This window comes from Tardiphaga sp. 42S5 (assembly GCF_034044155.1).
Lineage (GTDB): Bacteria > Pseudomonadota > Alphaproteobacteria > Rhizobiales > Xanthobacteraceae > Tardiphaga > Tardiphaga robiniae.
Genome location: NZ_CP139027.1, coordinates 1,213,250 through 1,234,109, shown reverse-complemented (window position 1 = coordinate 1,234,109; position 20,860 = coordinate 1,213,250). Strand labels below are relative to the sequence as shown.

The window sequence follows — 20,860 nt, the reverse complement described above, 5'->3', positions numbered from 1 at the left end:
TCAGCCGAAGCGGCCGGTGATGTAATCCTGGGTGCGGCGATCGGTCGGTGATGTGAAGATCTTGTTGGTCTGATCGAACTCGATCAACTCGCCGAGATACATGAAGGCTGTGCTGTCGGAGACGCGGGCAGCCTGTTGCATGTTATGGGTCACGATCGCGATCGTGTACTGATCCTTCAACTCGTCGATCAGCTCCTCGATCTTCGCGGTCGAGATCGGATCCAGCGCCGAGCACGGCTCGTCGAACAGGATCACTTCCGGCCGCACCGCGATGGTGCGCGCGATGCACAGGCGCTGCTGCTGACCGCCCGACAGGCTGAGGCCCGACGCGTTGAGCTTGTCCTTGACTTCGTTCCACAGCGCACCGCCGCGCAGCGCCCTCTCGACGCGAATATCCATCTCCGACTTGGAGATCTTTTCGTAGAGGCGGATACCGAAGGCGATGTTTTCGTAAATCGTCATCGGGAACGGAGTCGGCTTCTGGAACACCATGCCGACGCGGGCGCGCAGCAGGTTGAGGTCCAGCTTTGGATCCAGAATGTTCTGGTTGTCGAGCATGAGCTGACCTTCGGCGCGCTGGCCGGGATACAGATCATACATGCGGTTGAAGATGCGCAGCAGCGTGGACTTGCCGCAGCCCGACGGGCCGATGAACGCAGTCACACGGTTCGCCATCAACGTCAGGTTGATCTTCTTCAGAGCGTGGTGTTCGCCATAGTAGAAGTTCAGGTCGCGCACGGTGACCTTGGGACGGGTCTCGCCCTGCAGGGCCGACGGCGGCGGCATCGAGACGGAAGGAACGCCAGACGACACAGAAAGCTCACTCATTTTGCTGTCCTCTCGGCGCCGAGAATGCGCGCGCCAATGTTAAGGGCAAGTACGGTCAAGGTGATGATCAGGGCACCGCTCCAGGCGAGCTGCTTCCAGTACTCGTAGGGGCTCTGCACGAAGTTGTTGATGGTCACCGGCAGGTTGGCCATCGTCTTGGTGAGATCGAGGCTGAAGAACTGGTTGCTCAGCGCGGTGAACAGCAGCGGCGCCGTTTCACCGGCGACACGCGCGGTCGCCAGCAGCACGCCGGTGATGAGACCGGCGCGGGCTGCACGATAGGCGATCCGCTTGATGACCAGGGAGCGCGGCAGACCGAGCGCCGAGGCCGCTTCGCGCAGCGGGTTCGGCACGAGACCAAGCATATCTTCAGTGGTGCGAACCACGACGGGGATCACGATAACGGCGAGCGCAAGCGAACCGGCGAGAGCCGAGAAGCCGCCCATCGGAACCACCACCGCACCATAAACGAACAGGCCGATGATGATGGACGGGGCCGACAGCAACACGTCGTTGATGAAGCGGATCACCGAGGTGAGTTTGTCGTGCTTGCCGTATTCCGCGAGATAGGTGCCGGCAAACAGGCCGAGCGGCGCGCCGATACCGACGCCGATGACGGTCATGATGATCGAACCGACGATGGCATTGAGCAGGCCGCCTTCCATGGAGCCGGGCGGCGGCGTGTTCTGGGTGAATATCTGCAGGCTGATGCCGGCGATACCGTTGTAGAACAGCGTGAACAGGATCAGCGCGAGCCAGGTGACGCCAAAGAGAGCGGCACCCATGCAGAGCCCACGGATGATCATGTCGTTGCGACGGCGTGAAGCGTAAATCGGGTTCATATTAGTTGCCCGCCTTCTTTTCCAGACGCAGCAGCATCAGACGCGCTGCCGAGAGCACGAAAAATGTCAGCACGAACAGCAGGAGACCGAGCAGGATCAGACCCGATTGATGCAGACCGTCGCTCTCCGCGAACTCGCTGGCGATCGCTGCCGAGATCGTGGTGCCCGGGCCAAAGATCGAGCCTGTGATCCGGAACGAGTTGCCGATGATGAAGGTCACCGCCATCGTTTCACCGAGCGCACGGCCGAGCGCCAGCATGACGCCACCGATCACACCAACGCGGGTATAGGGGATGACGACGTTGCGGACGACTTCCCAGGTGGTGCAGCCGACGCCGTAGGCAGCTTCCTTGAGCACCGGCGGCACCGTCTTGAACACGTCGACCGAGATCGAGGTGATGAAGGGCAGCACCATGATGGCGAGGATCAGCGACGCGTTGAACAGCGAGAGATAGGACGGCGGGCCGGCGAAGATCACGCCGAGGACCGGGACGCCTTCGAAGGCGCTGATCATGAACGGCTGCACATGGTTGGCCAGGAACGGGCCGAGCACGAAGAAGCCCCACATGCCGTAGATGATCGAGGGAATACCGGCGAGAAGCTCGACCGCCATGCCGATCGGGCGGCGCAGCCAGTTCGGGCACAGTTCGGTGAGGAAGATCGCGATGCCGATGCCGACCGGAATGGCGATAGCCATCGCGATCACCGAGGTGATCAGCGTGCCGTAGATCGGGCCGAGCGCTCCCAGCACCGGCGGATCAGCCGACGGTGCCCAGCGCTGCGTGGTCAGGAACGAGAAGCCGAATTCGCGGAGCGCCGGCCACGCACCAACGATGAGCGACAGAATGATGCCGCCGAGAATAAACAAAACGGACAGCGCCGAGATGCGGGTGATCCAATAAAACGCCTGGTCCCCGGTCTTGAAGGCATTCAAAGCCTTCGCACGATCATAAGGTCCGGCAGCGTCCATCGAAGAGCTCTGTACGGCCATGTCTGCCACGCCAGTCCCCTGTAATTGTTACAATACCCCAAAACGCGTTGCCCTGGAGGGGCTTGTCAGGGCGCTAAGTCAGAAGAGAAGAAGAGAGAAATTCAGCCCTGCAGCAAACGGAGGAGAGATGCCCCTCTCCTCCGCCCACACACCGGATCAGCTCTTGATGTCAGCCGACCAGGTCTTTTCGATCAGTTTGACGACGGGTTCCGGCATCGGAATGTAATCGAGCTCTTCAGCCATCTTGGCGCCCTTCTCGAACGACCACTTGAAGAACTTGATCGCTTCAGCCGAGGCCGCCTTGTCGGTCGGGGTCTTGTGCATCAGGATGAAGGTCGCGGCAGTGATCGGCCACGAGGTTTCGCCCGGCTGGTCGGTGAGGATGACGTAGTAGCCAGGAGCCTTGGCCCAATCGGCGTTCGACGCAGCAGCCTGGAAAGCCGCGACGGTCGGCTGCACGGTCTTGCCAGCCTTGTTGACCATGCCGGTATAGGTCAGTTTGTTCTGCTTGGCGTAAGCATATTCAACATAACCGATGGCATTCTTGGTCTGACCGACGTTGCCGGCAACGCCTTCATTGCCCTTGGCGCCAACGCCAACCGGCCACTCGACGGCGGTACCGGTGCCGACCTTGGTCTTCCAGTCAGCCGAGGCCTTGGACAGATAGTCGGTGAAGTTGAAGGTGGTGCCCGAACCGTCCGAACGACGAACGACGGTGATGGCGGCCGAGGGCAGCTTCAGCTTCGGGTTCAGCTTGGCGATGGCAGCGTCATCCCACTTGGTGACCTTGCCGAGATAGATGTCGCCGAGCACTTCGCCGGAGAGAACCAGCTCGCCCGAGGCGATGCCTTCGAGATTCACGACGGGAACGATCGCGCCCATCACCATCGGCCACTGAACCAGGCCGTCCTTCTCGAGCTGCTCAGCCTTGAGCGGCGCGTCGGTGGCGCCGAAGGTCACGGTCTTGGCCTGGATCTGCTTGATGCCGGCGCCCGAACCAATCGACTGGTAGTTCAAACCATTGCCAGTCTCTTTCTTGTAGGCGTCGGCCCACTTCGAATAGACCGGGAACGGGAAGGTTGCGCCGGCACCCGTGATGTCGGCGGCAAATGCCGAGGTCGAGGCGGCAACGAGGCCGGCAGCGACGATCGCTTTGAGGAATTTCATGGGATGTCTCCAATCTCGTGAGTGACCGCGCCGGATGCGCCAGTTGTGCTCACGCCGCCCGTTTAGGGGTGGTCGATTGTGCTTTTATGATAGTTCCGTGACACTTGGATGACGGCACCAAGCATCTGTAAATGCTTTGTTTTTCTGCCTCCGCGGATAATTTTACCGTGCAAATGACATCGAAAATGCCCTGCCATAAGGGTCATGCCAGGCCGTCAAAATCCGCCGTCACAGGGGTTAACAATATGTTTCAGCAGGCGGAATCCGGCCTCGCGCGCATGCGCGCGTATGACAGCGGCGGGTACGATATTGAGGGTGATCGGACGCAATGCCGCACCATCCGCCAGGGCTTTTTTGACTGTCTGAGCGAAGCCAGCGATGCCCGACCGCCCGAGGGCGGTCGCTATGGGCGCAGGAGAACGAAGGGAGTTTAAGGCGTCAGGACGCGGCGGAGGTAGGAGGGGTCGGCGGCGTCTTTACCTGCGGAAAGGCCGCGGTGAAGGTCGCGCCATTTTTCGGCACACTTTCGATTAGCAGCCGGCCACGGTGCCGGTTCAGGATGTGCTTCACCAGCGAGAGGCCGAGGCCCGTACCGCCCTGTGCGCGGCTGTCGCCGACATCGACCCGGTAGAAACGCTCGGTCAGGCGCGGCAGATGCTCGGGGGCGATGCCCGGGCCATAGTCCCGCACGGCGACGCGGATTTCCGGCACACCCTCCGAGGTCGACTCCGTGGTCAACGACACGTCGACCTTGCCGCCGGATGCGCCGTATTTCAGCGCGTTCTCGATCAGGTTCTCGAACAGCCGGAGCAATTCCTCGCGATCGCCAGCGATGGACACCGGCGTCTCCGGCAGCGCCATTTCGATCCTGACGTTGCGCTCGTTGGCCAGCGGCTCCAGCCCGTCGCCGACCTGACGGATGATCGGGAGAATATCCACCAGCGTATCCGGCCGCACATGCGCCGACAGTTCGACGCGCGACAGCGACAGCAGATCGTCGATCAGCCGTGCCATGCGGGTCGCCTGCGCATGCATGATGCCGAGAAAGCGCTCGCGCGCCTTGGCGTCGTCCTTGGCAGGTCCCTGCAGCGTATCGATGAAGCCGGACAGCGCCGCCAGCGGCGTGCGCAGCTCGTGGCTGGCATTGGCAACGAAATCGGCACGCATTTCCTCAACGCGGCGCAGCGGCGTCTGGTCGTGGAACGTCATGAGCATGCAGGTGTCGGTGCCGCCAAAGGCAGTCGGAACCGGCACCGGCGTGATCATCAATTCCATCCAGCGATCGACCGGAACGTGGTCGAGGTAAGTCGCGCGGCGCGGCTCGGTGGTGGCGATGGACTCGCGCAAGGCGGTGATGATCTCCGGCGAGCGCAGCGCGAATTGCGCCAGTTCGTTCTTGCGCAACGCGGGCGCGAGCTGCGCCGCTGCGGCATTGAGATGGATGACGCGGCCGGCGCGGTCGAGCAGCACGGCGGGATCGGGAATTCCGGCAATGATGGCACGCACCGCGGGCGCCTCGACAGGATTGGCGGCCAGCGCCTCGTCGCGCGCCGTCACCACGTCATGCAGCCGCCACGGCACTAGCGCCGCACCGGCGATGCAGACGAACACGATGCCCGCGCGCAGCGGCGACAACTCGCCGAAAAACACCAGTGCGGCCAGCGCCAGGCCGGCGGCCAGCAGGATGATCGCCGAATGCCGCAGCCGGTCCGGCCACGGCGAAAACATGGTCGATGGAGAAGCTTCAATGGCCATCTGAACCGGATCTCTTCCTGCTGCGAATGCGAACGTATATCAGGCGCCGGAGCGACCATGTTCCTTGAGCGGGTGGCCGACGCCGGGCTTGGCGTCCGCCGCGACCGCCTGCAGCTTTTTCGATCGCGAACCGATAATAAGCTCGCGAAGCGTCAGTAACATGACTGATATAAAGAACGGCGCGAGGTAATAAAGCACCCTGAACAGCAGCATGCCAGCCAGCAGCTTTTCCTGATCCATCATTTCGAGGCCAACCAGCATGGCGGCGTCGAACACGCCAAGACCGCCGGGCGAATGGCTGGCGAAACCCAGCAAGGTGGCCGAGACGAATACCACGGCGACCACGACGAAACCGACGTCAGGCTCGGCGGGCACCAGCATATACATCGCCAGCGCACAGAAGCCGAGATCGATGATGCCGATGGTGATCTGCAGCAAGGTCAGCGGGCCACCCGGCAGTACCACCGACCATGGGCCGCGGCCGACGCTGCGCGGCTTCATCCAGACCCAGACCACATAGCCGACGAGGCCGGCGAGGATGATATAGGCCAGGATGCGGTTCATCCATGGCGGCACCTGGTTGATCGCGCTGGCCGCCTCCGGGTGATAGGCGATGCCCATGCCGAGCACCGCGAGATTGCCCAGCCAGAAGGTCAGGCCAGCCAGAAACACGATCTTGGCGACATCGACGGCGCTGAGATCCCAGGCCGAATAGATGCGATAGCGCACCGCGCCGCCGGTGAAGACGCTGGCACCGACATTGTGGCCGATCGAATAGCTGGTGAAGGCCGCCAGCGCGTTGATCCGGTAAGGCACGTCGCGGCGGCCGATCGTGCGCACGGCGAACCAGTCATAGAATGTCAGCGTGAAATAGCCGGCGGCAACCGACAGCGCCGACAACATAATCAGCCGCGGCTCGGTCTCGGTCATGGCATGGAAAACGGCAGCAGCGTCGATGTTGCGTAGCTTGTGATACAGCATGTAGCAGGCGATGCCGATCACCGCGACGCTGATCAAGACACCGAGCTTGTGCAGGATTTGCTTCTCGCGCAGAAACGAGATCGCCCTGCGTATTGCTTCCAGCATCTCAACCTCGAATGCGATCCCCTGACCAGAGAGATCTGGACCAGGAAGTCAGACTAGCCTCGGCGGAACCGCCACATCAGTTGTCTCCGGCACAACCGTCGTAGCGCGTTTTGCGGCAAAGTGGAATTCGCCGACTGTGAATAAAAACAAGCCACATCAGTATATTAGGTCAGTCCTAACAAACCACCAGCCTCTCGGGCGCATTCACTGCGGCAAAATGCCGACGTCCTGACGCGTCTCACGTGACAATGAGGCTTTCGTGACCTCATGCCGCCGATTTGGCGGCGAGACGTTGATAAAAAAGACGGCAGCGGCAAGCACCACAGACCTCAGGTCGCGCGAGCGTGCTGCCGGGTCACCACGATGTCGCGCAGCCATGATCCGATGGCGCAGCCGACGAGATAGAAGCCGAACAATGCGAGGCCGAGATCGAGCCAGTAGCCGAAGCGGCCGGGCACGACCTTGGCAATCGCGATGCCGACGATGACCGCGGCGATCACCGACAGACGCTGGATCCAGACCCGCGACACCGAACGCCCCCGATAGACCACGGCGATCCAGCCCATGCAGAAGCCGATCAGGAACGCCCCGAGCAGCCAGCCCCAGTGAAACATCGCAAGATAGGTCATGGCGCTTGCCTCACGACGAATTCGATCCGGCGATTCTGCAGCTTGCCTTCGTCGGTATCGTTGGTGGCGATGGGTTGGGTGCTGCCGTAGCCGATGGTGGAGAAACGGTCCGCCGGCAGGCCGGCCTTCACGAGATATTCTTCGACGGCGAGCGCGCGCTTTTCCGAAAGCAACTGATTGAACGCTGCGTCGCCATCACCGTCAGTGTGACCGGCGATCTCGACCCGGACATTGGGACAGCGCATGGCGATTTCCACGAGGCGATCGAGCAAGCCCGCGGAATCCACATTGATGCTGGCGCTGGAGGGCTCGAACCGGATGCGGCCCTTGGTCAGGTTCTGCGCAAAGAGCTGCTGGCACACGCTCGCATCGACCGGCGCCGCGGCGGGCTTCACCGATACTTCGGCTTTGGCCTGCCAACCCTGCGGGAGCTCGCGCGCCAGACTTGCGCGTATCTGGTCGGCGGCGACTTCGTAGAGTGCGTCACCTGACAGCTTCACCTCGCGGTCGGACACCACCAGCGTGCCCGTCGACAGGCGTGAGAGCGCACCCAATGCCGTCGTCACCGCTGCGGCAAAACCGCCGGGCGCACCGATGCTGGCTTTCAGGTTGTCGACGATCTTCTCATTGCCGAACTTGCGTCCGGCAGCCGACGCAAGCGCGGCGTGGATGGTGTTGTCCGGGACATAGCCGCTCAGCGTCAGCGTATTCGTTACCGGATCCTTGTTGGCCTGGAACACATAGGGCGGCGCCTTGACGTCATTGGCCGCGACCGTGAAACCTTCCGGCAGATTCTTCAACGCGGCCGCAATGGCTTCGCGGCCACCGAGATCGCGCGCCATGCCGGAGAGGCTGACGTTGGTGTCCGAAATTACCGCCTTGCCTTCCTTCAGCTTGGCGACCTGATCAAGCAACAGCACAGCTGCGGCATCGAACCGCGGCGGCGCGCCGCGCTTCAGGCCCATGCGGTCGGAGACCTCGGTTCCGCTGAGTGCGGCGCGGGCCGCTTCCACAATTCGCACCTTGCTGGCCGGCAATGGCGCGGTGCCCCACAGCGTGACGCGGACATTGTCGCGCTCCGCGACCCAGACGAACGGCTTCGCCTCGGCGACGAGACGGGTTTCGTCATTGACCAGGCGAACGCCCGGCGTGGCCTCGACCGACGAGACCGCACTGCGGCGACCATCTTCGGAAAACGCTTCGGCAGAAAACGATACGTCACGGCCGGCAACCGTGATCTGGCTCTTGTCGAGGATCGTGTTTTTCAGCGCCGCAGTGCTGTGCGCCGTTAAATCCGTTTCAAGCGGAATCGTGCTAACCCAGGCAGCAACCACCCAAAGGATGGCAAGCGGGATGAGCCCGGGCCACCATTTGGCACTCCACCTGTAAAATCCGTGCATTCGACGTCCTGCGGGTCTGGAAACAGAGAGAAAACAAACCCTTGCGGGACTGTCAAATTGAAATCAAGGCAAACCTCTGGCGTCGCCGCGGGTATTCGAATAACGCTTTGTTCAATCGTTTCTGATCATTTCCGTGGGTAGCATCAATTGCTCGGTCATACGATGAAGCAGATTCGCAACACGATTATTCGTGCCGGCCTGGACGCGCTGTATTTCAGCGGCGCCCACCGCGTGTTGCGACCGATCTTCGGCGGCGTGGGCACCATTTTCATGCTGCACCATGTGCGCCCTGCGCATGCCGGTCCGTTCCAGCCCAACCGTCACCTCGAGATCACGCCGGATTTCCTGCGCGCCACCCTCGCTTATCTGCGCGCAACCGACGTCGATATCGTGACGCCCGATGAAGTGCAGCGGCGGCTGACGGAACGGGATTTCTCGCGCCGCTTCGCCTGTTTCACCTGCGACGACGGCTATCGCGACAACCGCGACCATGCATTGCCCGCGATGCGGGATTTCGACGCTCCCTTCACAGTCTATGTCACCAGCGACTTCGCCTCCGGCACAGGCCGGCTGTGGTGGGTGGCGCTGGAGCGCGTCGTTGCCAGGGCCGATGTGATCGAGGCCCCGATCGACGGACAGATGGTGCGCCTGGACACATCGACTCTCGCCGGCAAGGACATGGCGTTCGACCGCCTGCATGGCTGGCTGCGCGGATTGCCGGAAGAAGCGGATATCCGCCGCGAGGTCAGCGCAATCTGCGCCGCGCATGGCATCGACGAAGACGCGGTCAGCCGCGAGCTGTGCATGTCGTGGGACGAACTCAAACCTTTCGCCGCCGATCCGCTGGTGACAATCGGCGCGCATACCGTAAGCCACTGCAATCTCGCCAAACAGACCGAAGCGATGGTCGTGCATGAGCTGTCAGCCAGCCGCACCGATATCGAAAACGTTCTGCAGCGCCCGGCCGTGCATCTTGCCTATCCCTATGGCGACCGCTGCGCCGCGGGCACACGGGAATTCGCACTGGCGAAAAGCGCCGGCTTCGAGACAGCCGTGACGACGCGCCCCGGCGTGATCGCCTCGGACAACTCCTCGCAGCTCACAGCGCTGCCGCGGGTCTCGCTGAACGGCAACTATCAGGACACCCGCTATCTGCCGGTGCTGACCTCCGGCGCGGCCACCGCGATGTGGAACGGCTTCCAGCGCGGCGGCGTCGGATAGTCTGGCCCGCTGCAGGCGAACTGCAGCCTTGCGGGAGTCTTGCGTCCCGCGCCGGATCAAACCGACTTTTGCGGCAGATCGGCATCCGGCGGAAAATACACGCCTGACATCGGATCGACCCAGCACAGATGCTCGTTGACGCGGGTGACGCCAGTCACATTTTCAGCAGCCACGACAATCGCCCGACGGACATTCTCGTCCGTGATGAAGCCGTCGATGTCCACGACGCCATCCTTCACCCGGACGTCGAGGCCGAATGGTGTCCATTCGTTATGCCTGAGCACAGCGACGATGCGACGGCGGATCAACGCATCACTCGACCCGACATCGGAGACATCGTGCATGAGATCGGCGATGGCTTCGACGAAATTCTGCCGGCTGACGATACCCACGAGCTTGTCGCCCTGCACCACCGGCACGCGCTTGATGTGATACTTCTCCATCACGTCGACGATATCGGCCAGACCGGTCTCCTCGGTCACCGTGTGGACCTCGCGGGTCATGATCTCGTGCACCTTGCGGCCGGCTTCGCGGACATAATCGATGGCCTGCAGGCTGGGGCCACGCACGAATTCGAGCCAGCGCGGACGCCTGCGCTGCGTGCCGACCTCGTGCCGACGCAGGAAGTCCCGCTCGGTCACAATGCCAACCAGCTTGCCGGCCGCATCCACCACAGGCAATCCGCTGACGTGATAATCGATCATCAGCCGCGCTGCTTCGCTAATCGACGCGTACGGCGACACGGTGACGAGCTTGCGGGTCATAATTTGATGGGCTCTCATGACACTCTCCCGTTGGGTTGAGGTCCGTTTGCTGGACGAACCAACGCGAGAAGCCTACGCCGGCCACCGGCTCCGGCCTTGATCTGGCTCAACTGCAGCGGCGCTTGTTGACTCCCCTTGCCCGCCGCCGCACACAATCGGTCCAACGACAAAACAAGCGGGAGGCGTCATGTTCACCAATCTGTTTTCGCTCGATGGCCGCATTGCACTCGTCACCGGCGGCTCGCGCGGCATCGGCAAGATGATCGCGGCAGGATTTCTCAGCCAGGGCGCGGCGAAGGTCTACATCACCGCGCGCAAGGCCGGGCCGTGCGAAGCCACCGCGAAAGAACTCTCAGCGCAGTATGCCGGTGAATGCATCGCACTGCCGATCGACATCTCGACCATGGCCGGCATCGAGATGCTGGCTGCCGAAATCAAGAAGCGCGAACCCAAGCTCGACATTCTCGTCAACAATGCGGGCGCCGCCTGGGGCGCAGACTTCGATGAATTTCCGGAGAGCGGCTGGGACAAGGTGATGACGCTGAACGTCAAGACGCCGTTCTTTCTGACCAAGGCACTGGCCGCGCCGCTGCGTGCAGCAGCCAGCGCGGACAAGCCCGCCAAGGTCATCAACATCGCGTCCATCGACGGCATCTTCGTTAATCCGATGGAGACCTATTCCTATGCGGCGAGCAAATCCGGCCTGATCCACCTGACGCGGCGGATGGCCGTCAAACTGATCCAGGATCACGTCGTCGTCACGGCCATCGCGCCGGGCCCGTTTCAGTCGGACATGAACAAGGCTGCACGCGACAATGCCGATGAAGTGGCGACCCGCGTCCCCGCTGGCCGGATCGGCACCGACGAGGACATGGCAGGCGCCGCGATCTATCTCGCTTCGCGCGCCGGCGATTACGTCGTCGGCGCCACCATCGCGGTGGACGGTGGCATCGTCTATGCGAATCCAGGCATCAAAGGCGACGGCTGGGATTGAGGTCACGCACGCCACGTCATTGCGGCCCTCGGGCTGCAATGACGTGCGATCGCTGCCAATCTATCAGCCTCGGCTATAAACTAAGCAATTAACCAGCGTCCGGCCTGCGAACGACATTTAGGCCGCAAAGCTATTCTGAAATAACCACCTGATTTATATAAATATAATCTCCTGAACTATTCCATCGTCGCAGTTGTACACAATGGCACGCTGCTTGCTTTGTTAACCTCTGAGACATCCATGCCTCGGGGAGTACACGGCAATGGCGGACTCACTGCATACAACGACGGTCCTTGCAGAACCCGGCCCGATCGCGGTCGACTGGGGCACGACAGCGCTCGTCATCATCGACATGCAGCGCGATTTCATGGAGCCCGGCGGCTTCGGCGAGACGCTCGGCAACGACGTGTCGCAACTCGCCAGCGCCGTCGCCCCGATCGGCGCGGTCCTGAAAGCGGCGCGCGAAACCGGGATGATGGTGGTGCACACCCGCGAGGGGCACCTGCCCGATCTCTCCGACGCACCGCCCGCCAAGATCGAACGCGGCGCGCCGTCACTGCGGATCGGCGATCCCGGTCCGATGGGACGCATCCTCATTCGCGGCGAGGCCGGTCACGACATCATTCCCGCGCTCTATCCGGTCGAAGGCGAGATCGTCATCGACAAGCCCGGCAAGGGCGCATTCTACGCCACGACGCTCGGCGCCGATCTCAAGGCGCGCGACATCGACACGCTGCTGGTCTGCGGTGTCACCACGGAGGTCTGCGTCAACACCACCGTGCGCGAAGCCAACGACCGCGGCTATCGCTGCATCGTCATCGCGGATGGCTGCGCATCCTACTTCCCCGAATTCCACGAGATGGGCCTGAAGATGATCAAGGCTCAGGGCGGCATCTTCGGCTGGGTCGCCTCATCCGCCGCAATCCTTGAAGCAATGACACTTTCTGAAAATGCACCGGAGATTTCCAACAAACTTGCAGCAGGAGCATCACGATGAGCACGACCGCGGGGACGTTTTCTAAAGATTCTGCCGGCAAATCCGACTTCAAGCCCGCTCTATGGACGCCGGGCGACTGGAATGCGTTTTTCGGCTTCGGCACCAATATTCTCGTCAACATGCTGGTGCTGACGGGCCTGCTGCGCTTCGTGCTGAAGATGCCTGACAACATCGTATTCGGACGCATCCTGCCGGCGATGGGCCTTATGATGTGCCTGTCCACGATGTACTACGCCTGGCTTGCCTACAAACTTGCGCAGAAGACCGGCCGCAGCGACGTCTGCGCGCTGCCGTCGGGCATCAGCGTGCCGCATATGTTCATCGTCACCTTCGTGATCATGCTGCCGATCTCGATCACCACAGGCGATCCCATCAAGGGCTGGGAAGCCGGCCTCGTCTGGGTGTTCTTCCAGAGCTTCATCCTGATGATCGGCGGCTTCATCGCGCCCTGGATCCGCAAGGTGACACCGCGCGCCGCGCTCTTGGGCACGCTGGCCGGCGTCTCCATCGCTTTCATCGCGATGCGCCCGGCGCTGGAAATGTTCATGACGCCGGTGATCGGCCTCACATGTTTTGCCATCATCATGCTGAGCTGGTTCGGCGGCTATAAATATCCCAAGGGGATTCCGGCAGGCCTCGTCGCGATCGGCGTCGGCATGGTGATCGCTTGGGGCTCCAATCTGTTTGGCGTCGGAATCGGCGGCGTCAGCGTTGCCGGCGTCAAGGCGGCCTTCACCAATTTCGGTTTCTCGGTGCCGCTGCCAGCCTTCGATCACGTGTTCTCGGGATTTCAGTTCCTCGGCATCATCCTGGTCACCGCCATTCCCTATGGCATCTACGATCTGGTCGAGGCGATGGACAATGTCGAGAGCGCGGAAGCCGCCGGCGACGAATATCCAACCACCCGCGTGCTGACCGCCGACGGCGTCGTCTCGCTGATCGGTTGCCTGATGGGCAACCCCTTCATCAACGCGGTCTATATCGGCCATCCCGGCTGGAAGGCGATGGGCGGCCGGATCGGCTATTCGGCGGCGACCGGCCTGATGGTGATCGTGCTGTCATGGTTCGGCGTCATCTCGCTGATGCTGGCCGTTATCCCTGTGGTCGCGATTTCGCCGATCCTGCTCTATATCGGCATGCTGATCTGCGCGCAGGCGTTCGAGACCACGCCACGCGAACACGCGCCGGCCATCGCGCTTGCGCTCACGCCGCATCTTGCGGCCTGGGCCACGGTGCTGCTGTCGGGCGCACTCGGTGCCGCCGGCATGAATTTCGGCGCGATCCATTCGCCCGAATTCATCGCCAAGATGGGCCAGAACGGCGTGCTGTTCCACGGCCTCGAAGTCATGGGCGGTGGCTCGATCCTGGTCGGCCTGGTGCTCGGCGCCATCGCGGTGTTCGTCATCGAGCGCAAATTCATCAATGCATCGGCCTTCGCTCTGGCCGGCGCGGTCCTGACCTATTTCGGCTTCATGCACGGCGAGGCGATCGGGATCGGCGGCGGATTGGGGGTGACGCCCGGCGTCGCTCTCGCTTATGCTCTCGTTGCAGCCGGGCTCTTTGCCGCGGACAAGTTCGGCGCAACCAGCCTGTCTTCTGTCCCGCAATCGGAGCCGCCACTTGCCGTGCCTGCTGAATAACATCGTCTCAACCTGCGGGTGGCACACCCGTGCCATCCGCAGCAGGTTCGCATCGTGAGTGGGTCCGTTCCCGAAACGATCGCCGCCATCGTCGCCGCGCACCGCGCCGGCACCGTGACGCCCGCACAGACAGTCGCCCGTAGCTATCAGCGCATCCGCGACCGCGGTGACACGGCGATCTTCATCACGCTGCGCAACGAGGCCGAGGCGATCGCCGAAGCCGAGGCGCTCGCTGCGAAAGATCCCGCGACGCTGCCGCTCTATGGCGTGCCGGTCGGCGTGAAGGACAATATCGACGTCGCCGGTCTGCCGACCACCGCCGCCTGTCCCGCTTTCGCCTATAACGCAACGCGTGACGCCAGCGCCGTGGCGCGGCTGCGCGCGGCGGGTGCGATTATCATCGGCAAGACCAATCTCGACCAGTTCGCGACAGGTCTGGTCGGCGTGCGCTCGCCCTATGGCATTCCCAAGAACGCGATCCGCGACGATCTCGTGCCCGGCGGATCGAGCTCCGGCTCTGCCGTTGCCGTATCCGCAGGCCTCGTGCCGCTGACGCTTGGTACCGACACCGCCGGCTCCGGCCGCGTGCCCGCGATGCTCAACAATATCGTGGGCCTCAAGCCCAGCCTCGGCCTGATCCCGACCGCCGGCGTCGTGCCGGCCTGCCGCACGCTGGATTGCGTGTCGATCTTCACGCTCACGGTGGACGATGCCGTTGCCGCGCTCGATGTGATGGGCGGCTACGACGCGCATGATCCCTATTCGCGCAAGCGGGTGCCGGGTTCGCTCACCGCGTTTCCGAAGGGCCTCAAGCTCGGCGTGCCGCGCAATGGCCAGTTGATCTTCTTCGGCGACAAGGCCTCGGAGAAAGCCTATGCGGACGCGCTGAAGCGTTGGACCTCGCTGGGTGCGACGCTGGTCGAGTTCGACCTCGAGCCGTTCTATGAAACCGCGCGCCTGCTTTACGACGGACCATGGGTCGCCGAGCGCCTGCTGGTGATCCGCGATCTGCTGGCGTCTGCGCCGGATGCAATTCATCCGGTCACGCGCGAGATCACCATCGCCGGTGCACGCCAGAGCGCCACCGATACGTTTGCGGCCCTGTACAAGCTGCAGGAGCTGAAGCGTGTCGCCGAACAGGCTTTCACCGCCATTGATGCGCTAGTGCTGCCAACCGCGCCGACCGCCTATACGACGGCGCAGGTGCTCGCCAACCCCATCGAGCTCAATTCGCGGCTCGGCACCTATACAAACTTCGTCAACCTGCTCGACCTCTGCGGCCTCGCCATCCCCGCCGCCATGCGTGCCGACGGCATCCCGTTCGGCATCACGCTGCTCGCGCCGGGCGGCGACGATGCCTTGCTGGCCAGCATCGGCCGGGTGTTTCACGCCGATACCAAATTGCCGGTCGGCGCCAGGGCCCTGCCGCAGCCGGCGCTGGCGGCACTGTCCACTGAGTTGGCCGAAGGCGAAATCGCAATCGCGGTGGTCGGCGCGCATCTCTCCGGCATGGCGCTGAACAGCGAATTGACGGCGCTGAACGGCCGCCTGCTGAAAGCCACGACGACGGCGCCGGACTACAAGTTCTATGCGCTCAATGGCACCACGCCGGCGAAGCCCGGCCTGCTGCGCGTCGCTGATGGCTCGGGCACGGAAATCGCCGTTGAAGTCTGGGCGTTGTCGGCAGAGGCCTTCGGCAAATTCGTTGCATCGCTTCCGCAGCCGATGTCGATCGGCACACTGACATTGTCCGACGGATCGAGCGTCAAGGGCTTTCTGGTGGAAGCCAAGGCGACGGAAGGCGCGCGGGACATCTCGTCGTTTGGCGGATGGCGGGCCTATATGGCTGAAAAGAAGTAGCCGCACGCAGCGGCGCTACTATTGAAACGCTGTCATGGCCGGGCTTGTCCCGGCCATCTACGTCTTGCTTTGCGGCAAAGACGTGGATGCCCGGCACAAGCCCGGGCATAACGGAGTTATAGTTGCGGGCATCGCGTTTACGCCGCCCGGATATTCCCCATGAACCGATCCAGCTCGGCGCGCAGGCGCGCGCTTTCGCTCGACAGGGTCTGTGCCGAATTCAGCACCTGAGCCGACGCCGCGCCGGTTTCGGTCGCGCCGCGGTTGACATCGATGATATCGCCGGCGACCTGCTGGGTGCCGTGGGCAACGCGCTGAACGTTCTGTGCGATTTCGCGGGTGGCAGCGCCCTGCTGCTCGACGGCGCTGGCGATCTCGGACGCAATGCCGGAAATCTCGCCGATGGTGCTGCCGATCTGCTTGATCGCCGACACCGACTCCTGCGTCGCGCTCTGCATGCCGGCAATCTGGGTCGAGATTTCCTCGGTCGCCTTGGCGGTCTGGCTGGCCAGCGACTTCACTTCGGAGGCCACAACCGCGAAGCCGCGGCCGGCATCGCCGGCCCGCGCAGCCTCGATGGTCGCATTGAGCGCCAGAAGGTTGGTCTGTTCCGCAATCGCCGTGATGAGATCGACGACGTCGCCGATGCGCTGTGCGGCGCGCGACAATTCGCCGATGCGGGCATCGGTCTGCTGCGCCTGCACGACTGCGCTGTCCGCGATCTTGCTGGAGGTCTGCACCTGGCGGCCGATTTCATTGACCGACAGCGAGAGCTCCTCGGTTGCGGTCGCCACCGACTGCATGTTCGAGGAGGCCTGATCCGATGCGCCGGCGACGCGGCTCGACAATCCCTCGGTGGTCTCGGCGGTGCGCGTCAGCGTGCCCGCTGCGGTTTCCAACTGCCCTGCCGATGCCGACACGTTCGAGACGATCGCACCCACGGCGGCCTCGAAATCGTCCGCAAAGCGGATGAGTTCGGCCCGGCGGGCCGCACCGGCCTCGCGGCTTTGCTCTTCCTGCGCGGCAGCGTCGCGCTCGGCCTTCGCGATGGCCTGCACCTTGAATTCTTCCACGGCTGACGCCATGTCGCCGAGTTCGTCGCGCCGGCCAAGACCCGGCAGCACGACTTCGAAGTCGCCGGCTGCTAGCTTGCGCATCGCCGCGCACATCGCGATCATCGGACCGGCAATGCTGCGGCCGAGCAGCAGGGCAAGGATGGCACCGACGATGAAGCCGCCAACGCCCAGCACCATCACCTGGCGCTCGGTGTCCTGGATCGTGGTGTCGGATTCGATTTCGAGACGCTGCTGATCGGACAGCAGATCCCCCTTCATCGCCGTCGACAGCTTGGTGATGGCTCCCGCCGTCTCCGACATTTCCTGAACGAGACCGTCGACCTTCTTGGTGTTCTCAACGAACTTGACGAAAGCATCAGCGTAGAGCTTCGTCTCCGCGGTGATCTCCTTCACCTTGTTGTTGATCTTGTCGTCATTGGCATAGATCGTCGCAAACGAGTTCTGCAGGAACTTGATGCGAGCCGTCGCGGCATTCGAGGTCTTGTCCTCGGCCTTGCCGATATAGGTGTTCACGAGCGACGTCGCGGTGATGAACTGGGTGGTGATTTCCTTGACCTGGTCCTGCACCGTCGCAAGGCCGGCCATGGTTGCGGTGTCGCCAAGATCATCGATCTTGTTGCGCAGCATCAGGCTGGTGCGCGACAACTGGGTCGAGGCGATGGCGTCGTTCTGTCCCTTGACCGTGAGAATGTCGGCGAACACCTTGGTGAAGGTCGTGAATTCGCGGGACAGCTTGGTGATCTTGTCGAGCCGCGCAGAATCCTTGGTCGCCTTCATCGACTGATCGATGGCGTCCTTCAGACTGGTTTCCGCAGCCTTCGCTGCCTTGGCGTCCGCTTCATTGCTGGTGAGGACGTAATAGCGGGTCAGCGCCTGATAGGAGGTCAGCTCGCGGTCAATATTGCGGGCCAGACCTGACTCCGCAACGCTGGTGCGATACGACACCACGCCGGCCGAGATGCGCTCGAAACCGACATAAGCCAGCACCATGCTGAGCGCGGAAATGGCGAGCACGGTAGCAAAGCCCAGCGTCACCTTGGCGCGGAACCTGAGGGCAGGAAACTTAAAAGAAGCCGGCTTCTTCCGGACAAGCGTCGTCGTTGCCACCTGGGCCCCCGTTCATAACTCCCAACATCCCGGTCATCGCGCGCAAGCGCACGCAAGCCGATGTCCAAACCTACGGCACATTGGCTAAGGACGAGTAAACGGATACCGGGCAGCTGGAGGTTGCGCGGCAGGCGAACGGGGGTACGTACCGCCACATTCAGCGGAAAAAGCCATTTGGAACGCCGTCGTGCCTGGGCTTGTCCCAGGCATCCACGTCTTCTCCATTCGCCGCCAAGGCGTGGATGGCCGGAACAAGTCCGGCCATGACGTGGAGAGATCCGCGCTTCCGGCAGAAGTTACGCCGCCATTGCCTCCGGCGGCATCAAAGCCCGCCAGTTGTTTGCGAGCTGCAGCTTCGGCTCGGTGAGCGCCTGCAACTGCTCCAGAGTCATGCCCTCCACCATCTCGCGGACGAACAGACCCTGCTCGGTGACGTCGATGACCGCCAGATTGGTGTAAATGCGTTTCACGCAGCCCGGCGCGGTGAGCGGCAGACGGCACTTCTTGAGAATGCGTGGTTTCCCGTTCCTGTCGGTGTGATCCATGATCACCCGGATCTCCTTGGCGCCGACCGCAAGATCCATTGCGCCACCGACGCCAGGCGGGAAGCTGGGATCTTCCGTGGTCCAGTTGGCGAGGTCGCCGTGCTCGGACACCTCGAAGGCGCCAAGCAGGCTGACATCGAGATGCTTGCCGCGGATCATCAGGAACGCGTCGGCGTGATGCATGAACACGCCACCCTTGATCAGCGTCGTGTAGTTCTTGCCGGCATCGATCAGGTTCTCGTCTTCCGTGCCCGGCTCCGGCTTCGGACCGAGACCGAGAATGCCGTTCTCGCTGTGGAAGATCACCTCGCGGCCATCGGGCACGTAGCTCGCCGCCCGCGTCGGCATGCCGATGCCGAGATTGACATAGGCGCCTTCCTGCAGGTCCTGCGCGGCGCGCCAGGCCATCTGGTCGCGATTGAGCGGTTTGTATGTTGCGGTCTTATCAGACGACGTCATGCCTTTGCTCCCACTACCACCACACGATCGATGAAAATGCTCGGCGTCACCACCGCTTCCGGATCGAGACTGCCGAGTTCGACCATTTCATTGACCTGCACGACGCTGAGATCGGCAGCCATGGCCATGATCGGATTGAAGTTACGCGCCGACTGGTCATAGACGAGGTTGCCCCAGCGATCCGCCTTCTTGGCGCGCAGCAGTGCAATGTCGCCCTTCAGCGGCTTCTCGAACACATACAGCACGCCGTCGATCTCGCGGGTCTCCTTGCCCGCGGCGAGTTTCGTATGCGCCGTGACCGGCGAGAAGAAGCCGCCGAGCCCCGCGGCATGGGCATGCATGCGCTCGCTGATGATGCCCTGCGGGACGAGTTCGAGTTCCAGCGTCTTGGCACGATAGGCATTCAGGAAAGCGCTGTAGTCGCCGGAGCGCGGATAAGAACAGATCACCTTGGCTACGCGGCCGGAATTGATCAGCCGGGCCAAACCAGTATCGCCATTGCCGGCATTGTTGTGGACGATGGTGAGATTGGTCGCACCCTGCTCGTGCAACGCCTCCAGCAGATCATCGGCAATGCCGACAGTACCGAACCCGGCCACCAGGACGACTGCCCCGTCCTTCACCCCAGCCACGGCCTCGGCCGGGCTGGCTACGCACTTGTCGATCACTCCCGAAAACTCCTCGTCGCGGAATTGTTATTGTCCGCAATCGCTTGCGGCATTTATTGCGCCGCGACTAGAGCATTGCAGCCTGCGGATATGAAGGCACAAATTTGCAGGAGGGATACGCGCGTTGCTTGCTTCCCCTCTCCCCTTGCGGGAGAGGGTGCCTGAGCGAAGCGAAGGCGGGAGAGGGGAGAAAGTCACCCCACCAAATTCCCAGTTGCAAACTTTCCGGACCGCGCTTCTAATTGGAATAATTAAAAAATACCGGGAGGTCTGCGTGTCCACAGTGAAACTGACGGTCAATGGCAAATCTGTCTCTGCCACGGTCGAAGACAGAACCCTTCTCGTCCACCTGCTCCGCGAAAATCTCAACCTAACCGGGACCCATGTGGGCTGCGATACCAGCCAGTGCGGCGCCTGCATCGTCCATATCGACGGCAAAGCCGTGAAATCCTGCACCACGCTGGTTGGCCAGATCGACGGCGCCAATGTCACCACCATTGAAGGCATCGCCAAGGGCGACCAGCTGCATCCGATGCAGGCGGCGTTCCGCGACAATCACGGCCTGCAATGCGGCTACTGCACGCCTGGCATGATCATGTCGGCGATCGACATCGTGAATCGCCACGCGGGCGATCTCGATGAAGAGACGGTGCGCCAGGAGCTCGAAGGCAATATCTGCCGCTGCACCGGCTACCACAACATCGTCAAATCGGTGCTCGACGCCGCCGGACGCATGAAGGTTGCGCAAGCGGCTGAATGAGCCGCGGCGCATTGATCTGAGCTGAGCCAACCGCGCCTTTCGATGGAAAGCGCGGACAATCAAAAACTCCG

At 62.5% G+C, this 20,860-nt stretch carries 18 protein-coding genes; 6 read left to right on the top strand and 12 right to left on the bottom strand.

Annotation, left to right across the window (positions count from 1 at the left end; all coding sequences use genetic code 11):
- The 8 genes from pstB to SFY93_RS05735 all read right to left on the bottom strand — a co-directional run bounded on the left by pstB (position 1) and on the right by SFY93_RS05735 (position 8,698).
- Positions 1 to 828 carry a phosphate ABC transporter ATP-binding protein PstB gene (pstB, locus tag SFY93_RS05770; RefSeq protein ID WP_068737599.1) on the bottom strand — a complete coding sequence of 276 codons (828 nt, stop codon included), beginning with the start codon at positions 826 to 828 and terminating at the stop codon, positions 1 to 3.
- A complete protein-coding gene (gene pstA / locus SFY93_RS05765) occupies positions 825 to 1,670 on the bottom strand; it encodes a phosphate ABC transporter permease PstA (protein ID WP_089266762.1) in 846 nt (281 codons plus the stop codon). The genes pstB and pstA overlap by 4 nt, the downstream gene beginning before the upstream one ends.
- Before the next feature lies 1 nt (position 1,671).
- Positions 1,672 to 2,670, bottom strand: coding sequence for a phosphate ABC transporter permease subunit PstC (gene pstC, locus SFY93_RS05760; protein WP_089266761.1), 999 nt, complete (start codon positions 2,668 to 2,670; stop codon positions 1,672 to 1,674).
- A gap of 147 nt (positions 2,671 to 2,817) precedes the next feature.
- Positions 2,818 to 3,828 (bottom strand): phosphate ABC transporter substrate-binding protein PstS, encoded by a 1,011-nt coding sequence (gene pstS / locus SFY93_RS05755; protein ID WP_089266760.1) that lies wholly within the window; start codon positions 3,826 to 3,828, stop codon positions 2,818 to 2,820.
- A 438-nt stretch (positions 3,829 to 4,266) separates the two neighbouring features.
- Positions 4,267 to 5,583: an ATP-binding protein gene (locus tag SFY93_RS05750; protein WP_320446369.1), complete on the bottom strand. Its 1,317-nt coding sequence runs from the start codon at positions 5,581 to 5,583 to the stop codon at positions 4,267 to 4,269.
- Positions 5,584 to 5,622: 39 nt separating this feature from the next.
- Positions 5,623 to 6,669, bottom strand: coding sequence for a lysylphosphatidylglycerol synthase domain-containing protein (locus SFY93_RS05745; protein ID WP_320446368.1), 1,047 nt, complete (start codon positions 6,667 to 6,669; stop codon positions 5,623 to 5,625).
- A gap of 329 nt (positions 6,670 to 6,998) precedes the next feature.
- Positions 6,999 to 7,298 (bottom strand): hypothetical protein, encoded by a 300-nt coding sequence (locus SFY93_RS05740; RefSeq protein WP_320446367.1) that lies wholly within the window; start codon positions 7,296 to 7,298, stop codon positions 6,999 to 7,001.
- Positions 7,295 to 8,698, bottom strand: coding sequence for an OmpA family protein (locus SFY93_RS05735; protein ID WP_320446366.1), 1,404 nt, complete (start codon positions 8,696 to 8,698; stop codon positions 7,295 to 7,297). Before SFY93_RS05735 ends, SFY93_RS05740 begins: the two co-directional genes overlap by 4 nt.
- 162 nt (positions 8,699 to 8,860) lie before the next feature.
- Here SFY93_RS05735 and SFY93_RS05730 point away from each other — a divergent pair, with 162 nt between their 5' ends.
- Positions 8,861 to 9,919, top strand: a complete 1,059-nt coding sequence (locus SFY93_RS05730) for a polysaccharide deacetylase family protein (RefSeq protein ID WP_320446365.1) — start codon at positions 8,861 to 8,863, stop codon at positions 9,917 to 9,919.
- Between the two features lie 56 nt (positions 9,920 to 9,975).
- Here the strand turns inward: SFY93_RS05730 and SFY93_RS05725 are convergent, their stop codons facing one another.
- Entirely contained in the window at positions 9,976 to 10,701 is a 726-nt protein-coding gene (locus SFY93_RS05725) for a CBS domain-containing protein (RefSeq protein ID WP_320446364.1), read from the bottom strand.
- A gap of 169 nt (positions 10,702 to 10,870) precedes the next feature.
- Here SFY93_RS05725 and SFY93_RS05720 point away from each other — a divergent pair, with 169 nt between their 5' ends.
- The 4 genes from SFY93_RS05720 (at position 10,871) to atzF (ending at position 16,174) form a co-directional block, all read left to right on the top strand.
- On the top strand, positions 10,871 to 11,677 hold the full coding sequence (locus tag SFY93_RS05720) for an SDR family NAD(P)-dependent oxidoreductase (protein ID WP_320446363.1): 807 nt from the start codon (positions 10,871 to 10,873) through the stop codon (positions 11,675 to 11,677).
- Positions 11,678 to 11,939: 262 nt separating this feature from the next.
- On the top strand, positions 11,940 to 12,674 hold the full coding sequence (locus SFY93_RS05715) for a cysteine hydrolase family protein (protein ID WP_320446362.1): 735 nt from the start codon (positions 11,940 to 11,942) through the stop codon (positions 12,672 to 12,674).
- Positions 12,671 to 14,314, top strand: coding sequence for a regulator (locus tag SFY93_RS05710; RefSeq protein WP_320446361.1), 1,644 nt, complete (start codon positions 12,671 to 12,673; stop codon positions 14,312 to 14,314). The genes SFY93_RS05715 and SFY93_RS05710 overlap by 4 nt, the downstream gene beginning before the upstream one ends.
- Before the next feature lie 54 nt (positions 14,315 to 14,368).
- Positions 14,369 to 16,174, top strand: coding sequence for an allophanate hydrolase (atzF, locus tag SFY93_RS05705; protein ID WP_320446360.1), 1,806 nt, complete (start codon positions 14,369 to 14,371; stop codon positions 16,172 to 16,174).
- A gap of 137 nt (positions 16,175 to 16,311) precedes the next feature.
- Here the strand turns inward: atzF and SFY93_RS05700 are convergent, their stop codons facing one another.
- The 3 genes from SFY93_RS05700 to SFY93_RS05690 form a co-directional block, all read right to left on the bottom strand.
- Complete coding sequence (locus SFY93_RS05700; protein WP_320446359.1) at positions 16,312 to 18,357, bottom strand: methyl-accepting chemotaxis protein; 2,046 nt, start codon at positions 18,355 to 18,357, stop codon at positions 16,312 to 16,314.
- A gap of 296 nt (positions 18,358 to 18,653) precedes the next feature.
- The gene (locus SFY93_RS05695) at positions 18,654 to 19,361 is read right to left on the bottom strand and encodes a 3-oxoacid CoA-transferase subunit B (RefSeq protein ID WP_320446358.1); all 708 of its coding nucleotides are present in this window, start codon (positions 19,359 to 19,361) and stop codon (positions 18,654 to 18,656) included.
- Positions 19,358 to 20,029 carry a 3-oxoacid CoA-transferase subunit A gene (locus tag SFY93_RS05690; protein ID WP_320446357.1) on the bottom strand — a complete coding sequence of 224 codons (672 nt, stop codon included), beginning with the start codon at positions 20,027 to 20,029 and terminating at the stop codon, positions 19,358 to 19,360. The genes SFY93_RS05695 and SFY93_RS05690 overlap by 4 nt, the downstream gene beginning before the upstream one ends.
- Before the next feature lie 274 nt (positions 20,030 to 20,303).
- Here SFY93_RS05690 and SFY93_RS05685 point away from each other — a divergent pair, with 274 nt between their 5' ends.
- Complete coding sequence (locus SFY93_RS05685; RefSeq protein WP_089266751.1) at positions 20,304 to 20,789, top strand: (2Fe-2S)-binding protein; 486 nt, start codon at positions 20,304 to 20,306, stop codon at positions 20,787 to 20,789.
- Positions 20,790 to 20,860: the final 71 nt, after the last annotated feature.

Bases quoted from the DNA above. Each gene is read 5' to 3' on its own strand.
- SFY93_RS05710 (WP_320446361.1), top strand. From the start codon at position 12,671: ATGAGCACGACCGCGGGGACGTTTTCTAAAGATTCTGCCGGCAAATCC.
- SFY93_RS05745 (WP_320446368.1), bottom strand. From the start codon at position 6,669: ATGCTGGAAGCAATACGCAGGGCGATCTCGTTTCTGCGCGAGAAGCAA.
- SFY93_RS05740 (WP_320446367.1), bottom strand. From the start codon at position 7,298: ATGACCTATCTTGCGATGTTTCACTGGGGCTGGCTGCTCGGGGCGTTC.
- SFY93_RS05725 (WP_320446364.1), bottom strand. From the start codon at position 10,701: ATGAGAGCCCATCAAATTATGACCCGCAAGCTCGTCACCGTGTCGCCG.
- SFY93_RS05735 (WP_320446366.1), bottom strand. From the start codon at position 8,698: ATGCACGGATTTTACAGGTGGAGTGCCAAATGGTGGCCCGGGCTCATC.
- SFY93_RS05750 (WP_320446369.1), bottom strand. From the start codon at position 5,583: ATGGCCATTGAAGCTTCTCCATCGACCATGTTTTCGCCGTGGCCGGAC.
- SFY93_RS05730 (WP_320446365.1), top strand. From the start codon at position 8,861: ATGAAGCAGATTCGCAACACGATTATTCGTGCCGGCCTGGACGCGCTG.
- pstS (WP_089266760.1), bottom strand. From the start codon at position 3,828: ATGAAATTCCTCAAAGCGATCGTCGCTGCCGGCCTCGTTGCCGCCTCG.
- SFY93_RS05715 (WP_320446362.1), top strand. From the start codon at position 11,940: ATGGCGGACTCACTGCATACAACGACGGTCCTTGCAGAACCCGGCCCG.
- pstA (WP_089266762.1), bottom strand. From the start codon at position 1,670: ATGAACCCGATTTACGCTTCACGCCGTCGCAACGACATGATCATCCGT.
- SFY93_RS05720 (WP_320446363.1), top strand. From the start codon at position 10,871: ATGTTCACCAATCTGTTTTCGCTCGATGGCCGCATTGCACTCGTCACC.
- SFY93_RS05695 (WP_320446358.1), bottom strand. From the start codon at position 19,361: ATGACGTCGTCTGATAAGACCGCAACATACAAACCGCTCAATCGCGAC.
- pstB (WP_068737599.1), bottom strand. From the start codon at position 828: ATGAGTGAGCTTTCTGTGTCGTCTGGCGTTCCTTCCGTCTCGATGCCG.